Source organism: Faecalibacterium sp. IP-3-29 (assembly GCF_023347335.1).
Lineage (GTDB): Bacteria > Bacillota > Clostridia > Oscillospirales > Ruminococcaceae > Faecalibacterium > Faecalibacterium duncaniae.
On the sequence record NZ_CP094471.1, the window covers coordinates 121148 to 140133 of the forward strand.

The following is an 18986-nucleotide window of genomic DNA, read 5'->3' on the forward strand; positions in this document are numbered from 1 at the left end:
CCTGAGTGCTGATGCCCCGGCGGGGGCTTTTCGCTGCCGGTGAATTGCATTCTGCCCGGAGTGATGGTACAATAAGACACAGTGACCCCCGCCGCCGGACGTTTTTCCGGCAGATAGATGATAGATGGAAGAAAGAAGGCTTTTTGTTATGAGCATGAACACGGTTCCTGAGCGTCTGGCTGCCCTGCGGGCTGCCATGAAGGCCAACGGCGTGGACGTTTATCTGATTCCGGTGGGTGACCCGCATTCCAGCGAGTACCTGCCCGACCATTACACCTCCCTGACCTATTTCTCCGGCTTCCACGGCGAAAATTCCAACTTCGTCGTCACCCCCACCGAGAGCGCTGTCTGGGCAGACGGCCGCTACTTTGTGCAGGCCGAAAAGGAAATCGCCGGTACCGAGATCCAGCTGATGCGGATGGGCGAGCCGGGCGTGCCCACCGTGGAGGAATACTGCGGCAAGGTGCTGCCTGAGAACGGCGTGCTGGGCCTGTGCGGCCTGACCGCTTCCTGCGGGCTGGTGCGCGGCGTGCAGAAGAAGCTGGATGCCAAGAAGGGCACCATCAAGACCCTGAACCTTGAGGATGAGCTGTGGACCGAGGGCCGCCCCGCCCGGCCTGCCACCCCGGCATGGATCCTGCCCAAGGAGTATGCAGGCTTCTCCCCTGCCGAAAAGCTGGAGCGCCTGCGCGGCAAACTCAAGGAACTGGGCTGCACCGCACAGCTGGTGGGCAAGCTGGATAATCTGGCCTGGCTGCTGAACCTGCGCGCCATGGATATCCAGTGCACCCCCTATGCCATGTCCTACTGCTATGTGACCCCGGAGCGCGCGGTGCTCTTCATCAACACCGCACGTCTGGGCGAGGAAGCTGCCGCAGAGCTCAAGGCCAACGGCGTGGAGATCCAGGAGTACGATGACGTGCTCAAGTTCCTGGCCGCTGAGACCGAGCCCCAGACCGTGCTGGCTGACCCTGCATCCGTGAACTTTGCCGTTTACGAGACCCTGCAGAACAACGCCGCCCTGACCGTGAAGGATGAGGCCGACCCCCTGCTGCCCATGAAGGGCGTGAAGAATGAGGTCGAGCTGGCTCACGACCGCGAAGCCCATCTGCGGGATGCGGTTGCCATGGTGCGGTTCCAGAAGGAGCTGGAAGAGCGTCTGGCTGCCGGGGAAGAGCTGACCGAGCTGACTGTGGACGAGATCCTCCACAAGTACCGCTCCGCACAGGACAAATTCATCGTGGAGAGCTTTGGCACCATTGCCGCCTACGGTGGAAACGCTGCCATGATGCACTACCACGCCACCGAGGAGGACCATGCCAAGCTGGAGCGCAAGGGCTTCCTGCTGGTGGACAGCGGTGCCACCTATCTGGACGGCACCACCGATATCACCCGCACCTACCCGCTGGGTGAACTGACCGAGGACGAAAAGCTGTTCTACACCTGGACCCTGCAGTGCCACATCGACATCGCAAAGGCTATCTGGCTGAACTACTGCGACGGCCACATGCTGGATACCATCGCTCGTGAGCCGCTGTGGCAGCACCTCATCAACTACCGCTGCGGCACCGGCCACAGCGTCAGCTTTGTGGGTAACGTCCACGAGGGTCCCCACGCCCTGAACGGCCGCAACACCACGGTGTTCCAGCCGGGCATGATCATCACCGATGAGCCGGGCGTGTACGAGGCTGGTCAGGTGGGCATCCGCATTGAGAACGAGCTGGAGTGCTACCACAAGGCCGACAACCAGTACGGCACCTTCCTGGCCTTCCGTCCGCTGACCTTTGTGCCCATTGCCACCTCTCCTGTGGTGCCCGGTGTCCTGACCCGGGACGAGCTGGACTGGCTGAACGCCTACCACCGCGAAGTGTTTGAGAAGCTGGCTCCCCGCCTGAATGAAGAAGAGCGGGATTGGCTGGCAAAGAAGTGCGCTGCCATCGGAGCATAACCACAAAAAAGGGAGACCCCGCAGGGGGTCTCCCGATTTTGGTTTATTCTTTCCGGTTTTTCCAATATTCCTTGGCTTCCTCAATGATCTTTTTGAAGGGGCCGGAGGGGTAGGTGCTCTCGGCGATATCCACCAGGAACTTGTACAGCTGGGGCCGCACTTCCTCGTACATCCCAAGACGGGTGTAGAGGTCTTTATAATACCGGAACGTCTGGATCTTGTTCTGCACGATGGAGGCCGGGTTGATCTGGGTGTGGCAGATGCTCTGGGGATTCTGGACGTAGTAGTAACCGGCTTTGTCAATGGAAACAAAGGTCTCGGCATACTGGATATACTGCATGTTGAACACCAGATCCTCGGCCCATTTCAGCTCGCTGGTGAACTGGATGTCATTGCCGGTGAGCAGGATGCGGCGGTAGAGCTTGTTCCAGAGCACACTGTAAAAGTAGGAGGCAGGCTTGTCCATCAGCCGCAGGGCAAAGGTGTCCTTGTCGTAGACCCCGGCGGGCAGGAAACCGTATTCCCGCACCTCAGGGGGCCGGGCAACACTCATCACGCCCAGATTGTCCTCCAGCTTTTCCAGCACCTGCTCGGGCTTTGTGGCCCCGGCAGGGATCACCATCTTGTAGGGCGCAATCACAAGGTCTGCGTGGTGCGTCTCGGCGGCTTCCACCAGATGCTGGGTGAAGTCCGGGTCAATGTAGTCATCGCTGTCCACGAACTGGACATACTCGCCCCCGGCCAGCTTCAGGCCCAGGTTGCGGGTGTCGGACACGCCGGAGTTCTCCTTGTCCACCAGCACGATGCGGCTGTCCTTGGCGCGGAACTCCTCACACACGGGCAGGCTGTGATCCTTGGAGCCATCGTTCAGGATGATGAGTTCAATGTTTTTATAGGTCTGGTTCAGGATGCTGCCGATGCAGCGGCCCAGATGATTCTGAGCGTTGTATACGGGCAGGATGATGCTGACGAGCGGCTGATCCATGGCGGTGTTCCCCATTTCTTTTTTCGTCCATAATACTCCCTCATGGCGCAAAAATCAAGCGCTGTGCAGAGAGAAAGGAGGAGCGGATATGATCTTTCACATTGCGGTGTGCAGCCCGGACCCTGTGCTGCGGGGCCGGGTGCAGCGCCACTGCATGGAATATTATGCCCGCCGGGCCGATGCCTGCATCGTGGAGCAGCTGGAAAGCACGGCGGCCCTGCTGCGGCAGGAGGAAGCTGGCTCCCGGTACGAGCTCTACCTCATCGAGCTGCCCGCCGCCAACCCGTGCAGCGGCCTGCAGGCGGCTGCAGAGCTGCGCCGCCGGGGTGTGCGGGCCCCGCTGGCCTTTCTGGCCCACACCACGGCCTATGCCTACGAAGCGTTCCGGGTGGACGCGATGCAGTACCTGCATATCCCGTTCCGTCCGGAGCAGCTGACAGCCCTGCTGGACCGGGCCACTGAGCCGGAATACGGCCCGGTCATCCCGGTCACCACGGCCATGGGCCTGCGGGCCCTGCCCTTTGCGGACATCGAATATCTGGAGTGCACCCACCATGTGGTGCACTACCACCTTGCCAGCGGCGAGGACGTGGCCTCCCTCTCCCTGCGGGTCCCCTTTTCCGAGGTGGCAAAGCCCCTGCTGGCCGATGCCCGTTTTCTGCAGCCCCACCGCTCCTATGTGGTCAACCTTGCCGCCGCCGCTCAGCTCTCTTCCGGGGAGCTCTGGATGCGCAGCGGTGCCCGGGTGCCCATCCCCCGGGGGCGTGAGCCCGCCGTAAGGGCGGCGTTCCGGGCGTTTCTGGAAGGATAGGTCTATCATACAAAAAGAAAGCGGCCTGCTTCTGCGGGCCGCTTTCTGCATGGTGCAGGGGTCATACTTTGTCCCAGTCCAGCTCCTTCCAGTCGGTCAGGAACTGGTCGCTGACCTCCCGCAGGGCGGGCTCATCGGACTTGCTGGCGGCATCGGCGATGCCGATGACGTGGAAGCCTGCATCGTGGGCGGTGCGGGCGGCGTAGAGGGAATCCTCACAGACAACGCACCGGTCGGGGTCAGTGCCGCCCAGGCGTGTAAGGGTCTGGAAAAATACATCCGGCCTGCTCTTGTGGAGCGCCCCCTGTGCCTCCACATAGAAGTCGAAATATTCATCGATGCCCAAACGGGTGAGCACGGTGCGGCACTGGGCGCTCCAGGTGTTGGAGCAGATGCACATGCGGGCACCCTCGGCCTTCAGGCGGGCCAGCAGCTCCCGCACGCCGGGCTTGAGCTCCACGGTCTCGTAGAGCTTGGTGATAACATCCCACATCACATCGTTGTAGTCTTCCATTTTCAGGGGCAGGTCATACTCCCGGATGAGGTAGGCCGCGCCATCGGCCATGCCCATGGTCAGGAGCGTTTTGTGGAGGTCGGATTTTGGGGTGCGGCCATAGCGGGCCAGCAGGGCATCGGGCGCACCCTCCCATACCACGGTCATGCTGTCGGTCAGGGTGCCGTCCATATCAAAGATCCAGTTGTTGCAGTGCATTGTTTTACCTCCACCATCGTTTCACACAAGTTAACAAAATTATACCATGGATTTTGTTCCAAAAACAGGGAGAATTTTTCCGGAAAATATGGTATACTTTTGACAGATTTCCAAAGAATGACTAGGAGGCGTTCCAGATGGCACAGAATGATACCCCGGTCAAGGCACTGGTGCTGGCAGGCGGCGGTGCGCGCGGCAGCTATCAGGTGGGTGTGTGGCGTGCCCTGACCGAGCTGGGCTGGCGGCCCCAGATCATCACCGGCACCAGTGTGGGCAGCCTGAACGGTGCCATGTTTGCGCTGGATCTGTACGAAACGGCCCGGGATATGTGGATGAGCATCCGCAGCCAGGACGTGATGGAGCTGCCGGAGGAAAACGCCGACCTCTCTGAACTGCACGCCTTCCTGCGGGAAGTGGTGCGGGACGGCGGCATGGACGTGACCCCGCTGGAAGAGATCGTGGAGCGGGTGCTGGATGAGGATGCCCTGCGGGCTTCGCCCATCCGGTTCGGCCTTGTCACCGTGGAAAAGCGGGGGCTGAAGCCCCGGGAGCTGACGCTGGAGGATATCCCGGCGGGCAAGGTGAAGGATTATCTGCTGGCCTCGGCCGCCTGTTTCCCCGCCCTGCGGGCAAAGCAGATCGACGGGGTGCAGTTCCTGGATGGTGGCTACCGGGACAATATGCCCACCGCGCTGGCCCAGAAGATGGGCGCGGAGGAGCTGGTCTGTGTGGATCTGGAAGGGGTGGGCATCACCCTGCCCAACCGCACCGGCCTGCCCACCACCATGATCCGCAGCTACTGGGAGCTGGGGGACATCCTCCACTTTGACCCCGATACCGCCAGACGGAACATGGAGCTGGGCTACTACGATACCCGCCGCGCCATGGGATACCTGCGGGGCTGCGCCTATGCTGTTTCCACCAGCGCCGAGAGCTGTGAGGATGCCGCCGCCTTTGCGTGGAAATTCCAGCAGGTGCAGAAAGCGGTGCGGGAAAAATACCCCGTGACCCTGACAGCGGATGCGGCCCTGCTGCTGGCCAACATGAAGGATGCCCAGCTGGCCCCGCTGGAAGCTGCCGCCGAGGATGCGGGCGTGGACCCCACCGTGTTCTATACCACCCGGACACTGGCGGAAGCCTTTTTGGAAAAATGCGACCGGGAGCGCATCGAGAGCTTTGCGCCCCTGTTTGAGGGCAGCGGCAATGCGGCACAGGCCGCACGGGCCGCTCTGCTGCCCAATACGTTCTTACAGGCATTGGTCTGCCGTGCCCTTACCGGGCCGGTACTGCCGGAGGTGATCAAGGAATGAAGGTCTATCAGGGACGCAGCGCCTCGCCGGGCCTTGTGATGGGAAAGGTGAGCCGGCTGGAGCGCTGGCACGAAAATTTTGCCACCGGGCCGTTCAACGCGGAACGGGAACAGCGCCTGCTGGAAAACGCTGTCCGGACAGCCCAGCGTGAGCTGGACGGCATGGCAGACCGCAGCGGCCCCACGGAGCAGGCCATCTTCCTGTTCCAGAGCATGATGCTGGAAGACGAAGGCTTTATGAACGAGGTCAAATTCCAGATCAAGGCGGGCATCAGCGCTGCCGAGGCCATGTACCGTGCGGGCAACCGCTATGCAGAGCAGCTTGCGGCCATGGAGGACAACGCCTACATGCAGCTGCGCAGTGCGGATATTCTGGATGCCGCCCGCCGCGTGGTGAACGTGCTGACCAACCGTCCCCGGGTCTGGCTGGCGCTGGATCACCCGGTGATCCTGGCGGCAGAGATGCTGATGCCCAGCGATCTGTTCAGCGTTCCGGCGGGGATGATCCTGGGCATCATCACTTCGGAGGGCAATAAGCAGAGCCACGCGGCGATCATTGCGCGGGCCATGCACATTCCCTGTGTGGTGCAGGTGGGGCAGGCGTTTCTGGACGACTGCGATGGCCGTACTGTGGTGCTGGATGCCAACAACGGCGAGTGCATCCTGGACCCGGATGCCAACACCCGCCAGCAGGCGGTCAGCCGCATCTGCGAGCTGCAGTGGGAGAGCGCGGAAGCCGCCCGCATCAGCGTCCTGCCCAACCGGACAAAGGATGATGTGCCGTTTGAGCTCCTGGCCAACTGCTACGGGCAGGAGGATATTGAATCGGCGCTGCAGGCAGGCGCTTCCGGCGTGGGCCTGCTGCGCAGCGGCTATATGATGCTGCCGGGCCGCCCGGTGGACGAGCAGGAGCAGTTCGTGTTCTATCAATCCTGCATTGCCGCCGCAAAGGGCGGTGTGGTGACAGTGCGCACCTTTGATTTTGGTGTGGACCGCGCCATGGCCGATATCCATAGGGGGCTGGAATCCTCCAAGCTGGGCCTGCGGGGCATCCGCAGCAGCCTGCGCCAGACCCATCAGTTTGAAACGCAGATCTGCGCCCTGCTCCGGGCGGCAGCCCACGGCCCCCTGCGGGTCATGTTCCCCATGGTGACCAACCTCGAGGATTGGGATGAGGCCATGCGGCTGGTAGCGCACTGCCGCCAGCTGCTGCGGGAGCGGGGGGAGGAGTTTGACCCGGACACGCCCTTTGGCGTGATGTTCGGGGTGCCCTCGGCCTGCCTGACGGCAGAGGAATTCGTGGAGCACGGGTGCGATTTCTTTGTCATCGAGACGAACGACCTGACCCAGTACACCCACGCGGTGGATCGGGATATCTCCATTGCCGAGCGCTACTACCGCCCGGCCAGCCACGCAATGAAAAAGCTCATCCGCATGGTGGTGGAGGCTGCCCGGGAGGGCGGGATCCCCGTGACCATCTGCGGCAGCGCGGTGGGCAATCCGGCCAACACCCTGCAATATCTGCAGCTGGGCCTGCGGAGCTTCTCGGTCAGCCCGCAAAACCTCATTGAGGTGAAAAAAGCGCTGATGAACGCGAAAATAAAGTAAACAAAAAGGACGGCATGCGCCGTCCTTTTTGTATATGTGGAAATAAAAATTACTCCAAGTTACCCGTCAGGGTCATCACGGCAGAGAGCACCGCCAGCGGGGCGGTCTCGCACCGGAGGATGCGGGGGCCGAGGCCGACCGTTTTCACACCGGCATTGGCGGCCATTTCAGCCTCTTCCACGGCAAAGCCGCCCTCGGCACCGGTGATGAGGGCGATCTTCAGCCGCTGGCCGTCGGCAGGCTGTGCGTCTGCCAGCAGCTGGCGCAGGGGCGCGCCGCCCAGCTCGTAGCAGAAGAGCACGAGATCGTACCCTTCCAGACTGCGACAGAGGGCCCCGAAGTTGGGCAGGGGCAGGGCGACATCCGGCAGCACGCCCCGGCCGCACTGCTTGGCGGCTTCAAAGGCGATGCGGTTGTAGCGCTCGTTTTTCTGCTCCTCCTTTTTGGGGGCGGCCACGCAGTACCGGCTGAAGAAGGGCACAAAGTGGGTGCAGCCCAGCTCCACGCCGTGGCGGATGACCTGTTCCAGCTTGCCCTGCTTGGGGTAACCCACGAACAGGGTCACTTCCACGCTGGGCTCGGCGGCGCTGGGATAGCCCGGCTCCACGCTGAACTCCACCGTCTCCGGCCCAAAGCCGGTGATGGTGGCGGTGTATTCCACGGCGTTGCCGTCACATAAGATGACAGTGTCCCCCAGCTTGCCCCGCATCACGCGGGAAAGATGATGGGCATCGGCCCCCCGCAGGGTGGCGGTGCCATTGGAGATTTCGGTTGTAAAATAACGGTGAGGCATAGTGTTCTCCTTAAACGTCCTCGCCCTCTCAGTCTTTGCTTCGCAAATCCAGCTCCCCCAAAGTGGGAGCCTTTGGCAGTCCACGCAAACTTCATCTTTTTGCCAAGGCCTCTCCCTTTGGGAGAGGTGGCACCGAAGGTGACGGAGAGGGTAAGCCAGCTGAAAGAAATCATGAAAGCTTCTGCAATTACGCTTTTTTGCAGACGATACACTCCCAGCCGCGCTTCTCCTTCACTTCCTGCACGGTCAGGCCGGCGGCTTCCAGAGCGGCGATCACCTCGTCCTTGCGGCTGTCGATGATGCCGCTGGCAATAAAGGTGGCGTTTTCGGCCATCAGGCCGGGCACGGCGGGGGCAAGGCTGATGATGGCGTTTGCCACGATGTTGGCGGTGATGATATCGTACCTGCCGCTGGCCTTGTCGGACAGGTCACCCACCAGAACGGTCAGCTTGTCGGCCACGCCGTTCAGGGCCGCATTCTCGCCTGCGGTGCGCACGGCCACGGGGTCGATGTCCACACCCTCGGCACTGCCTGCGCCCAGCTTGAGGGCGGCAATGGCAAGGATGCCGCTGCCGGTGCCGATGTCCAGCACCCGCTCACCGCCCCTGACCCGCTCGTCCAGCGCTTCCAGGCAGAGGCTGGTGGTCTCGTGGCCGCCGGTGCCAAAGGCAAGGCCGGGGTCAAGGATCAGCTTGACGCGGTCGGTGTCGTACTCCTGCCAGGAGGGCACGATGGCCAGCCGTTTGCCAATGTCCATGGGGTGGTAGTATTTGCGCCAGCCGTTCTGCCAGTCTTCCTGCTCCACGCCCTCGGTCTCCACGGTGTAGGCGATGCCTGCCGCTTCCATCCGGGCCTGAATGAGGGCCAGCGTCTCCACGGGGGAAGCGCCCGGCTCCAGATACATGTGGATGATCACAGTGTCGCGGGGCTTGTCCAGCAGCTCCTGCTCGATCAGATCCACATGGGCGATCTCGGCCACCTGCTGCTCGATGTCGCTGTAATCCTCGATATAGATGCCGCCTTCGGCGATCATGGTGGCAACAGCCTCGGCGTTGTCGGCATCGGCCTTGGCCACGGTCAGGCGGATATCAGTCCATTCCATAAAAAGAACCTCCCTGGGTCTTGTGTTTTCTATTTATAAGTATAGTACCCGATTCCGGCGCGGGATGCAAGCGGTTTGGGGAGAAAGGGCAAAAGAAAAGTTTTTTCAAAATCCTGCTCCGAAATGCGCAATAATTCCAAAAAGTTTTTCACGAAAGATGCAAATTCAAGGATTTTTGGTGCAAAATTGCGAAAACGGGCGTGAACCCTATTTCTTTTTTTCGGAGGATGTGTTAAAATATTGTTACGCAATTATGGACAGCCTGCAACCAGAGGCCTCCATAACAACAACATTCTTTAAGGAGGAATGTGTCTTATGATGAAGTATCTCCAGAAACTGGGCAAAGCTCTGATGCTTCCCGTCGCTGTGCTGCCGATCTGCGGCATCCTGATGGGTCTCGGCTATGCTCTGGCCCCGGGTGTCATGGGTGTCCCCGGTGCTGCAACTTCCGGTGCAGCTTACACCGTTGGCTTCCTGCTGGTCAAGGCAGGCGGCGCTCTGATCGATAACATGGCATGGCTGTTCGCCATCGGCGCAGCTGTGGGCCTGGCTGATGACCACGACGGTACCGCTGGTCTGGCTGGCCTGGTCAGCTACCTGATGATGCAGCAGCTGCTGAGCCCCGGCGTGGTCAGCATGGTGCGCACCCTGGAAGAGGGCACCGCTACCTACATCGCTTTCCAGAAGGTGGCCGGCAACTCTTTCATCGGCATCCTGGCCGCTGTGGTGGGTGCAGCCTGCTACAACAAGTTCAAGAGCACTCAGATGCCTGACTGGCTGGCATTCTTCTCCGGCAAGCGCTTCGTTGCAATCGCCACCGGCCTGATCTCCATCGTTGTTTCTGTCGCTCTGCTGTTCGTCTGGCCCGTCATCTTCGATGCACTGGTCGCCATTGGCAGAGGCATCGAAGGCATGGACGGCATCGGTGCTGGCATCTACGCCTTCCTGAACCGTCTGCTGATCCCCACCGGCCTGCACCACGCTCTGAACAACGTGTTCTGGTTCGACACCATCGGCCTGGGCGACCTGTCCCACTTCTGGGCAGGTGAGACCTCTGCTGATGTGGGCTGGAGCCTGGGTATGTACATGTCCGGCTTCTTCCCCTGCATGATGTTCGGTATCGCCGGTGCTGCACTGGCTATGGTCCGTACCGCCAAGAACAAGAAGGCTGCCATCGGTCTGGTTCTGTCCGCTGCTATCTGCGCCTTCGTCTGCGGCGTTACCGAGCCCTTCGAGTTCGGCTTCATGTTCCTGTGCTTCCCGCTGTACGTTGTGTACTCTGCTCTGTACGGCATCTTCACCATCATCACCTACTACTCCGGTTTCCGTGCTGGCTTCTGCTTCTCCGCAGGTGCTACCGACCTGGTGTTCTCCGCTTCTCTGCCTGCAGCTGCTAAGACCTGGATGATCATTCCTCTGGGCATCGCTGCATTCGTGGTGTTCTACTTCGTGTTCTACTTCGCCATCACCAAGTTCGACCTGAAGACCCCCGGCCGTGAGGACGAGGATGCCGAAGAGGCTGAGAAGAAGGTCGTTCTGGCCAACAACAACTACACTGAGGTTGCTGCTGGCGTGCTGAAGGCCATCGGCGGCAAGGAGAACGTCTCCAGCGTGGACTACTGCGCTACCCGCCTGCGCTTCACCATTAAGGATTACACCGCTGTGGATGAGAAGGCTGTGAAGGCTGCCGGCGCTGCCGGTGTCATCCGCCCCGACAAGACCACCTGCCAGGTCATCATCGGCACCAAGGTGCAGTTCGTGTATGATGAGCTGAAGAAGATGCTGTAAGCATCCTTCTGAGCACGTTTCCGTGCGGAAGGCTGGTTGCTTCCGCATCCATTCCCAAACTGTAAAAATGCCGCTGAGGGCGGGCGTTTACGCCCCGCTTTCGGCGGCATTTTGTTTTGTTCACAAACCGGCTACCCTTTTGGCCGGAAAATATGCTATACTGAAAACAACAAAGCAAAATAACAGGAGGTTCCCCATTATGAAGATCATTCGTGCAAAAGATTACAAGGACATGTCCCGCAAGGCTGCCAACATCATCTCCGCACAGGTCATTATGAAGCCCAACTGCGTGCTGGGTCTGGCGACCGGCGGCACCCCTGTTGGCGCATACGCTCAGCTGGTGGACTGGTACAACAAGGGCGACCTGGATTTCTCTGAGGTCACCACCGTCAATCTGGACGAGTACCGCGGCCTGCCCAAGGAGCACCCCGAAAGCTATTGGAGCTTTATGCACAAGAACCTGTTTGACAAGGTCAACATCCGCCCCGAGGCCATCCACCTGCCCGACGGCACCAACCCCGATGCTGTGGATGCCTGCAAAAAGTACAACGAAATCATCCACAGCGTGGGCGGCATCGACCTGCAGCTGCTGGGCCTTGGCCCCAACGGCCACATCGGCTTCAACGAGCCGGGTGAGGCCTTTGAGCTGGAGACCCACTGCGTGAATCTGACCCCTGCCACCATCGAGGCCAACAAGCGCTTCTTTGACGGCAACGAGGATCTGGTGCCAAAGCAGGCCTACACCATGGGCATCAAGACCATCATGCAGGCCCGCAAGGTGCTGGTGGTGGCCAACGGTCTGGCAAAGGCCAAGGCAGTCAAGGCAGTCGTCTCCGGCCCTGTGACCCCCGAGTGCCCGGGCTCCATCCTGCAGATGCACCCCGACTGCATCCTTGTGGCCGATGAGGAAGCACTGAGCCTGCTGTAAGACAAAACCTCTCCGTCTGCGAAGCAGACGGAGAGGTTTAGGAGGCATTAAAATGATCATCAAAAATGCTCTGATTTATACCCCCCGCCACACCTTTGAGGAGGGGAGCCTGACCATCCGGGAGGGGCGCATCGTGCCCTTTGCACAGCCGGAGGAAGGCGAAGAAATCGTGGATGCCAAGGGCGCTTACGCTCTGCCGGGCCTGGTGGATATCCACTTCCACGGTGCCATGGGCAAGGATTTCTGTGACGGCAATGAAGAAGCCATCCAGACCCTGGCCGATTTTGAGGCCGGTAAGGGTGTGCTGGCCATCTGCCCCGCCACCATGACTTTCTCGGAAGAGATCCTGAACGGCGTGATGGATGCCGCCGCCGCCCATCAAAACGGCAGAGGCGCAGACCTTGTGGGCATCAATATGGAGGGGCCCTTCATCAGCCCCAACAAGGTGGGTGCCCAGAACCCGGAGTATCTCCACAAGGCGGATGTTGCAATGTTCCGCCGCCTGCAGAAGCGGGCAAACGGCCTGATCAAGCTGGTGGATATCGCCCCGGAGGAGCCGGGTGCGCTGGAGTTCATTGCCGCCTGCCATGACGAGGTGCGGATCTCCATTGCCCACACCTGCACCAGCTACGACACCGCCAACGCCGCCTTTGACGCAGGCGCGACCCACATGACCCACCTGTACAACGCCATGCCCGGCATCACCCACCGGGAGCCCGGCCCCATCATTGCGGCGCTGGAACGGGGCGCGGAGGTGGAGCTCATCACCGACAACGTTCACATCCACCCGGCCATGGTGCGGTTCACCTTCAACACCTTCGGGGATGACCATGTCATCCTGATCGCCGACAGCATGATGGCCTGCGGCCTGCCCGACGGCCAGTACAGCTTGGGCGGTCAGGCGGTCACGGTCAGCGGCCCCCGCGCCACCCTGACCGAGCACCCCGGCACCATTGCGGGCAGTGCCACCTGCCTGTACGACTGCATGAAGCGTGCCGTGCTGGAGATGAATGTCCCGCTGGAAAGCGCTGTCCGCGCCGCCAGCGAAAACCCCGCCAAGAGCATTGGCATCGACAATGATTACGGCAGTCTGGCTGCAGGCCGCTACGGCAATGTGATCCTGGCGGACAAGGAACTGAATATTCAGGCTGTCTACCAGAAAGGAACCCGTATCGTATGAACCCCGAGAGCCTGACCTGGCGGCTGCTGACCGCCGAAGAGCTGACGAACGTTTACCTGAACGAGATGCGCCGGGATTTTCCTGCCGGAGAGCTGAAGCCCCTGAGCATGATCCTGAACAGCGAGGCCGCCGGTACCGCCCACACCTGGGGCGTGTATGAGGACGACGCGCTGGTGGCGTATCTGTTGATGGTGCGGCCCGTGGGCTGTGAGGTGAGCCAGCTGGACTACTTTGCCGTTCTGCCCCAGTATCGGGCCGGCGGCATCGGAGCCGCTCTGCTTGCCGCCCTGCCTGACCACGAGAAGGGCGCGCAGGCCATCCTCATTGAAGCGGAGTGCCCCGAAAAAGCCGAGGATGAGGCCATGGCTGTGCGCCGCCTGGGCTTTTACGCCCGGTGCGGGGCCAAGGACACCGGCTGGACAGAGCATCTCTTTGATGCCTGGTTCCGGGTGTTGGTGCTCCCCTGCTGCGGCGGAAAGGTGCGCAGCCCCGAGGAAGCCGTGCGGCAGCTGGCAGACTGCTACCGCCGCACCATGGGCGAGCCCCAGTGGCGCAGGAACGTCACCTTCTACCGCCCCGATGGCGTGGAGGTGCAGTTCTGAGAGGTTGAATTCTGTCCCTTGACAGTCTGGGTAAATATGGTACTATGGTAATAGGAACAAACCAGATCTGAGATGGGAGGAATTTCTGATGCGTAATGTTTTTTCCCGCCGTGATTTTCTGAAAGCATCTGCCGCCGCTGTGCTGGCCGCTTCTGCCGCTGGTGTCCTCACCGGCTGCGATGGGGGCGGCAGCGAGATCCCGTCCGCAACCATCGGGCTGGGTGAGTTTGAAGTGACCATGACCGGCAACATGACCATCACTGGTGATGAGGTCGTGGGCAATGAGAACGCCAACGGCTACCTCTGCAAACCCAATGTGCGGATTCGGTACAATGGTGCAGCCAGCGAGATCAAATACAATTTTGCCGGTGTCTTTGTGGCAAAAATTGATAAGACCGCGCTGGAACTGACCAATGGAAAAGAGGAAATCTCCTCTAAACTGACAAAGACTTATGTGCCGCAGTTCCGTGCAAAGGCCAGTGGGTACGGTTCTTTTAAGCAGGGCGTACCCTTCAAGATGTATGTGACCCTGCAAGGCAAGACAGCCGAGTTTGCTCTGACGAGTGACGGCAAAGTGACAGTCTCCGCTGTCGATAAAGTCTGATATCCCCCAAAAAGCCCGAGGTGCACCCGCACCCCGGGCTTTTTTGCGCCCAAATTTTACATTGGGGCAAAAACATGTCCAAACAATTTACCTCGATTTTTCCCGCTTGTGGTCGAAGCGGCTTACCGACTGGGATACAATAGTGCCGTACCCAAGGAAAACACGAAAACAAGAGCCGGGAACGGAAAGCCCGGATGTTTGGAGGACAAATATTATGAAAAAGATCACACGTCGTTCGTTTCTCACTGTCTGCGGTGCAGTTGCTGCCGCTGCTGCCCTGACCGCCTGCGGCGGTTCTGCTTCCTCTGCTGCAGCTTCTTCCACCTCTACTGCTGCAGGCTCTGCTGCATCTTCCACCGCTGCTGCCCTGTCCGGCAACGTTGCTACCGGTGGTTCCACCTCCATGAAGAACGTCATCGCTGCCCTGACCGAGGGCTTTGCTGAGGTTGAGCCGGGTGTCACCGTCAGCTACGACCCCACCGGTTCCGGCGCAGGCATCACCGGTGCTACCGATAAGACCCTGGACATCGGCCTGTCCTCACGCGCCCTGAAGGACGACGAGAAGGCTGACGTGGATGGCACCACCATCGCTCTGGACGGCATCGCCATCATCGTCAACAATGCAAGCAAGGTCGAGGATCTGACCGTTGACCAGCTCAAGCAGATGTTCACCGGCGAGATCACCAACTGGTCTGAGGTGGGCGGCGACGACGGCGAGATCGTTCTGATCGGCCGTGAGGCTGGCTCCGGCACCCGTGATGGCTTTGAGAGCATCGTGGATGTCAAGGACAGCTGCAAGTACGCGCAGGAGCTGACCGCTACCGGCGCTGTCATCAGCGCTGTGGAGGCCAACCCTCTGGCCATCGGCTACGCTTCCCTGTCCGCTGTGGGCGACACCGTGAAGATGGTCACCGTTGGCGGCGTGGAGTGCAGCGAGGAGACCGTCAAGGACGGCAGCTACGAGGTGCAGCGCCCCTTCGTGTTCGTCACCAACAAGTCTGTCACCCTGTCTGAGCAGGCACAGGCTTTCTTCGACTTTGCCACCAGTGCCGATGCTGCTGACCTGATCCGCACTGCCGGTGCTGTTCCTGTGAATGAGTAATTGCGGAAAGCCATGATGCTATGAACAACAAAAAGATTTCTCTCCCCAGAACCCCTGCTGAGTGGCTGGAAGCGGTGATGAACTTCATCTTCTTCCTCTGCGGCATTCTGGCGGTGGGCTGTGTGCTCCTGATCTCGGTGTACATGGTCCTCTCCGGTGTGCCTGCCATCCAGAAGATCGGGCTGTTCCGGTTCCTGTTCGGCACCCGGTGGGCTTCCACCGCTGCCGACCCGGCCTACGGCATCCTGCCCTTCATCCTGTCCAGCGTTTACGGCACGCTGGGTGCCACCGTGATCGGTGTGCCCATCGGCCTGCTGACGGCGGTGTTCCTCTCCAAGGCCGCAGGCCCGAAGGTGCGCACCGTGGTCGTGACCGCCATTGAGCTGCTGAGCGGCATCCCCAGCGTGGTGTTCGGCCTGCTGGGCATGCAGGTGCTGGTGCCCGCCGTGGCCAGGACCTTTGGCAAGGCCTCCGGTGCCTGCCTGCTGAGCGGCATCGTGGTGCTGGCGGTGATGATCCTGCCCAGCATCGTGTCGGTGTCGGTCACAGCGCTCAACGCTGTGCCGCCGGAGTATGAGCAGGGCAGCCTGGCTCTGGGCGCAACGGATGCCGAGACCTGGTTCAAGGTCAGCGTCCCCGCTGCCAGGAGCGGCATTGCAGCCGGTATCGTGCTGGGCATCGGCCGCGCCATCGGCGAGGCCATGGCCGTGATGATGGTGGCTGGCAACAGCCCCAACATGCCGGACAGCCTGTTCCGCAGCGTCACCTTCCTGACCACCGCCATTGCCAAGGAGATGAGCTACGCCAGCGGCCTGCAGAAACAGGCGCTGTTCAGCATTGCGCTGGTGCTGTTCGTCTTTATCATGGGCATCAATATCCTGCTCAATGTGGTGTTGAAGGGAGGAAAGCGCGATGAATAACAGTGCTTCTGCCTCCCGCCGCACCTGGAACCGCGTGATGAACGCTCTGGTCTGGGCTTCGGCTGTGCTGGTCATCGTACTGGTGGCGGGCATTCTGGGCATGGTGCTGGTGCGCGGCATCCCGCACATCAGCTGGAAATTCCTGACCACCACCGCCAGTGTGCTGAGGGGAACGGACGGCATCCTGCCTGCGATCCTCAACACGCTGTATGTCATCCTGCTGACGCTTTTGATCGTACTGCCGCTGGGTGTGGGCGCGGCCGTTTACCTGACCGAGTACGCCCAGAACCGCAAGGTCATCTCGGTGATCGAGTTCACCAACGAGACGCTGGCGGGCATCCCCAGTATCATTTACGGTCTGGTGGGTATGCTGGTGTTCGCCCAGACGCTGGGCTTCCAGACCTGCCTGCTCTCCGGCAGCCTGACGCTGGTGATCATGAACCTGCCCACCATCATCCGCACCACCCAGGAATCCCTGAAAACGGTGCCCCAGGGCTACCGTGAGGGCGCGCTGGGTCTGGGCGCGGGCAAATGGCACATCATCCGCACCATCGTGCTGCCCTGCAGCATCGACGGCATTGTGACCGGCTGCATCCTGGCCGTGGGCCGCATCGTGGGCGAAAGCGCCGCGCTGCTCTTCACCGCCGGTGCCGCCGAGGTCATTGCCAGCGGCGTGCTCAAGGCCTACACCTCCAACGGTGCCACCCTGTCGGTGCTGCTCTACCTCCGTGCCTTTGAGGACGGCGATTTCGACTCCGCCTGGGCCATTGGTGCAGTGCTGTTGGTGCTGGTGCTTGCCATCAATCTGGCAGCCCGGCTGGCCAAAACCAAACTGAAACAGAAGCAGTAGATAAACCCCACCGTCAATGCTTCGCATTGCCACCGCCCCTAATAGGGGCGGCCCTGGCGCAGCGTGAAGCACTGCAAGTTCCCCTCTATGCCAAGGGCCCCACTACTAGGGGGGCTGTCGAGCGTATGCGAGACTGAGGGGTTTAATACACGAGGAGATCTCGAGGAAAACTATGGAAAACGTATCACCCATTATCACAGCCAGAAACCTGAACCTCTGGTACGGGGATTTCAAGGCGCTGAAAGATATTTCGCTGGACATGGGCGAGCGGGAGATCACGGCCCTCATCGGCCCCTCCGGCTGCGGCAAGTCCACCTTCCTGAAGACCCTGAACCGGATGAACGACCTTGTGCCCGGGATCCGCATCGAGGGCGATGTCCGCCTGAAAGGGCAGGATATCTTTGCCCGCGAGATGCAGCCCACCGAGCTGCGCCGCCGGGTGGGCATGGTGTTCCAGAAGGCCAACCCCTTCCCCATGAGCATCTACGATAACATCACCTACGGCCCCAGGCTGCACGGTGTGCACAACAAGGCAGAGTTGGACGAGCTGGTGGAAAGCTCCCTGAAGGGTGCCGCCCTCTGGAACGAGGTCAAGGACCGCCTGAAAAAGAGCGCTCTGGGCCTTTCCGGCGGCCAGCAGCAGCGCCTGTGCATTGCCCGCGCCCTGGCTGTCAAGCCCGAAGTCCTGCTGATGGATGAGCCCACCAGTGCCCTGGACCCCGGCTCCACCATGAAGGTGGAGGAGCTGATGAGCGAGCTGAAAAAGAACTACACTGTGGTCATTGTGACCCATAACATGCAGCAGGCTGCCCGTATCAGCGACCGCACCGCCTTCTTCCTGCTGGGCGAGCTGGTGGAAGCCGGCCCAACGGCGCAGATCTTCAGCACCCCGCAGGATAAGCGCACCGAGGATTACATTTCGGGCCGGTTCGGCTAAGGAGTAAAACGCAATGAGCAACCGTACACAATACGAAAACGACCTTGCCGCCCTGAAAACGGCCCTGACCGAGATGGGGCAGAGCGCTGCCGATGCCGTGGAAGCTGCAATGGAAGCCCTCTGCACCGCCGATGCCGAGGCTGCCGCCGCCGTGGCGCAGGGCGATGGCCGCATCAACAACATGGAGCGGGACATTGAGCACCGCTGCATGACCCTGCTGCTCCGCCAGCAGCCGGTGGCAGGCGACCTGCGCCGCATCTCCACCGCCATGAAGGTGGTCACGGATGTGGAGCGCATCGGCGACCATGCCTCCGATATCGCGGAGATCATCCCCCATCTGGTCACTGTCCGCAAGGAGGGTGACCCTGCTGTGAGCCAGGCCATCAAGATGGGCCAGAAGGCGCACAAGATGATCCTGGATGCCCTGAATGCCCTGACCTCTGAGGACGAGCAGGCCGCCCTCAGGGTCATTGCCGCCGACGATGAGGTGGACTACGATTTCAACGCCATCAAGCATACGCTGGCGCAGGAGATCGCCGCCGACCCCGGCAAGGTGGATGCCGCCCTGGATCTGCTCATGGTCATCAAATATCTGGAGCGCATCGGCGACCACGCCGTGAACCTGGCCGAGTGGGTGGAGTTTGTCCGCAGCGGGCGTTATCATAACGAAAATATGTTCTGATCTTTTGTTTCTGTAAAAATTTGAGCTATTTGCAATTATTTCTGTGACCCGCCCGTATTATAGGCAGAAAGGCTTCCCCAGAAAGCCTGATGAACTGGCTGCGGCGGGTGTCCGGCATCCCCCTG

The 18986-nt window shown here is 60.7% G+C and carries 18 protein-coding genes; 14 read left to right on the top strand and 4 right to left on the bottom strand.

Annotation, left to right across the window (positions count from 1 at the left end):
• Positions 1-148 precede the first annotated feature (148 nt).
• Positions 149-1948, top strand: coding sequence for an aminopeptidase P family N-terminal domain-containing protein (locus MTP40_RS00555; RefSeq protein WP_249259642.1), 1800 nt, complete (start codon positions 149-151; stop codon positions 1946-1948).
• A gap of 43 nt (positions 1949-1991) precedes the next feature.
• Here the strand turns inward: MTP40_RS00555 and MTP40_RS00560 are convergent, their stop codons facing one another.
• Positions 1992-2933, bottom strand: a complete 942-nt coding sequence (locus tag MTP40_RS00560) for a glycosyltransferase family 2 protein (RefSeq protein WP_249259643.1) — start codon at positions 2931-2933, stop codon at positions 1992-1994.
• A gap of 88 nt (positions 2934-3021) precedes the next feature.
• Here MTP40_RS00560 and MTP40_RS00565 point away from each other — a divergent pair, with 88 nt between their 5' ends.
• The gene (locus MTP40_RS00565; protein WP_249259644.1) at positions 3022-3744 is read left to right on the top strand and encodes a LytR/AlgR family response regulator transcription factor; all 723 of its coding nucleotides are present in this window, start codon (positions 3022-3024) and stop codon (positions 3742-3744) included.
• A gap of 61 nt (positions 3745-3805) precedes the next feature.
• On the opposite strand, the gene MTP40_RS00570 is transcribed toward MTP40_RS00565, so the two are convergent.
• A complete protein-coding gene (locus tag MTP40_RS00570; protein ID WP_249259645.1) occupies positions 3806-4456 on the bottom strand; it encodes an HAD family hydrolase in 651 nt (216 codons plus the stop codon).
• Between the two features lie 137 nt (positions 4457-4593).
• On the opposite strand from MTP40_RS00570, the gene MTP40_RS00575 reads away from it, so the two are divergent.
• Entirely contained in the window at positions 4594-5766 is a 1173-nt protein-coding gene (locus tag MTP40_RS00575; protein ID WP_249259646.1) for a patatin-like phospholipase family protein, read from the top strand.
• On the top strand, positions 5763-7373 hold the full coding sequence (locus MTP40_RS00580; RefSeq protein WP_249259647.1) for a phosphoenolpyruvate--protein phosphotransferase: 1611 nt from the start codon (positions 5763-5765) through the stop codon (positions 7371-7373). Before MTP40_RS00575 ends, MTP40_RS00580 begins: the two co-directional genes overlap by 4 nt.
• Before the next feature lie 49 nt (positions 7374-7422).
• Here MTP40_RS00580 and MTP40_RS00585 read toward each other — a convergent pair whose 3' ends face one another.
• Positions 7423-8166, bottom strand: coding sequence for an RsmE family RNA methyltransferase (locus MTP40_RS00585; protein ID WP_249259648.1), 744 nt, complete (start codon positions 8164-8166; stop codon positions 7423-7425).
• Positions 8167-8353: 187 nt separating this feature from the next.
• The gene (gene prmA, locus MTP40_RS00590; RefSeq protein WP_154276821.1) at positions 8354-9268 is read right to left on the bottom strand and encodes a 50S ribosomal protein L11 methyltransferase; all 915 of its coding nucleotides are present in this window, start codon (positions 9266-9268) and stop codon (positions 8354-8356) included.
• 315 nt (positions 9269-9583) lie between these two features.
• Here prmA and MTP40_RS00595 point away from each other — a divergent pair, with 315 nt between their 5' ends.
• The 10 genes from MTP40_RS00595 (at position 9584) to phoU (ending at position 18861) form a co-directional block, all read left to right on the top strand.
• On the top strand, positions 9584-11056 hold the full coding sequence (locus MTP40_RS00595) for a PTS transporter subunit EIIC (RefSeq protein ID WP_156066334.1): 1473 nt from the start codon (positions 9584-9586) through the stop codon (positions 11054-11056).
• 199 nt (positions 11057-11255) lie between these two features.
• Positions 11256-11984 (top strand): glucosamine-6-phosphate deaminase, encoded by a 729-nt coding sequence (gene nagB / locus MTP40_RS00600; RefSeq protein ID WP_207697164.1) that lies wholly within the window; start codon positions 11256-11258, stop codon positions 11982-11984.
• A 52-nt stretch (positions 11985-12036) separates the two neighbouring features.
• Positions 12037-13164, top strand: a complete 1128-nt coding sequence (gene nagA / locus MTP40_RS00605) for an N-acetylglucosamine-6-phosphate deacetylase (RefSeq protein WP_005928694.1) — start codon at positions 12037-12039, stop codon at positions 13162-13164.
• Entirely contained in the window at positions 13161-13766 is a 606-nt protein-coding gene (locus tag MTP40_RS00610) for a GNAT family N-acetyltransferase (protein WP_215665997.1), read from the top strand. Before nagA ends, MTP40_RS00610 begins: the two co-directional genes overlap by 4 nt.
• Before the next feature lie 88 nt (positions 13767-13854).
• Positions 13855-14370, top strand: coding sequence for a twin-arginine translocation signal domain-containing protein (locus MTP40_RS00615; protein ID WP_154276823.1), 516 nt, complete (start codon positions 13855-13857; stop codon positions 14368-14370).
• Positions 14371-14584: 214 nt separating this feature from the next.
• Positions 14585-15472, top strand: a complete 888-nt coding sequence (locus MTP40_RS00620; protein ID WP_249259649.1) for a phosphate ABC transporter substrate-binding protein — start codon at positions 14585-14587, stop codon at positions 15470-15472.
• A 20-nt stretch (positions 15473-15492) separates the two neighbouring features.
• Positions 15493-16392, top strand: a complete 900-nt coding sequence (gene pstC / locus MTP40_RS00625; protein ID WP_005928677.1) for a phosphate ABC transporter permease subunit PstC — start codon at positions 15493-15495, stop codon at positions 16390-16392.
• Positions 16385-17242: a phosphate ABC transporter permease PstA gene (gene pstA, locus MTP40_RS00630; protein WP_207684306.1), complete on the top strand. Its 858-nt coding sequence runs from the start codon at positions 16385-16387 to the stop codon at positions 17240-17242. Before pstC ends, pstA begins: the two co-directional genes overlap by 8 nt.
• 172 nt (positions 17243-17414) lie before the next feature.
• The gene (gene pstB, locus MTP40_RS00635) at positions 17415-18179 is read left to right on the top strand and encodes a phosphate ABC transporter ATP-binding protein PstB (protein ID WP_097769780.1); all 765 of its coding nucleotides are present in this window, start codon (positions 17415-17417) and stop codon (positions 18177-18179) included.
• 13 nt (positions 18180-18192) lie between these two features.
• Positions 18193-18861 (top strand): phosphate signaling complex protein PhoU, encoded by a 669-nt coding sequence (phoU, locus tag MTP40_RS00640; RefSeq protein WP_207684307.1) that lies wholly within the window; start codon positions 18193-18195, stop codon positions 18859-18861.
• Positions 18862-18986 lie beyond the last annotated feature (125 nt).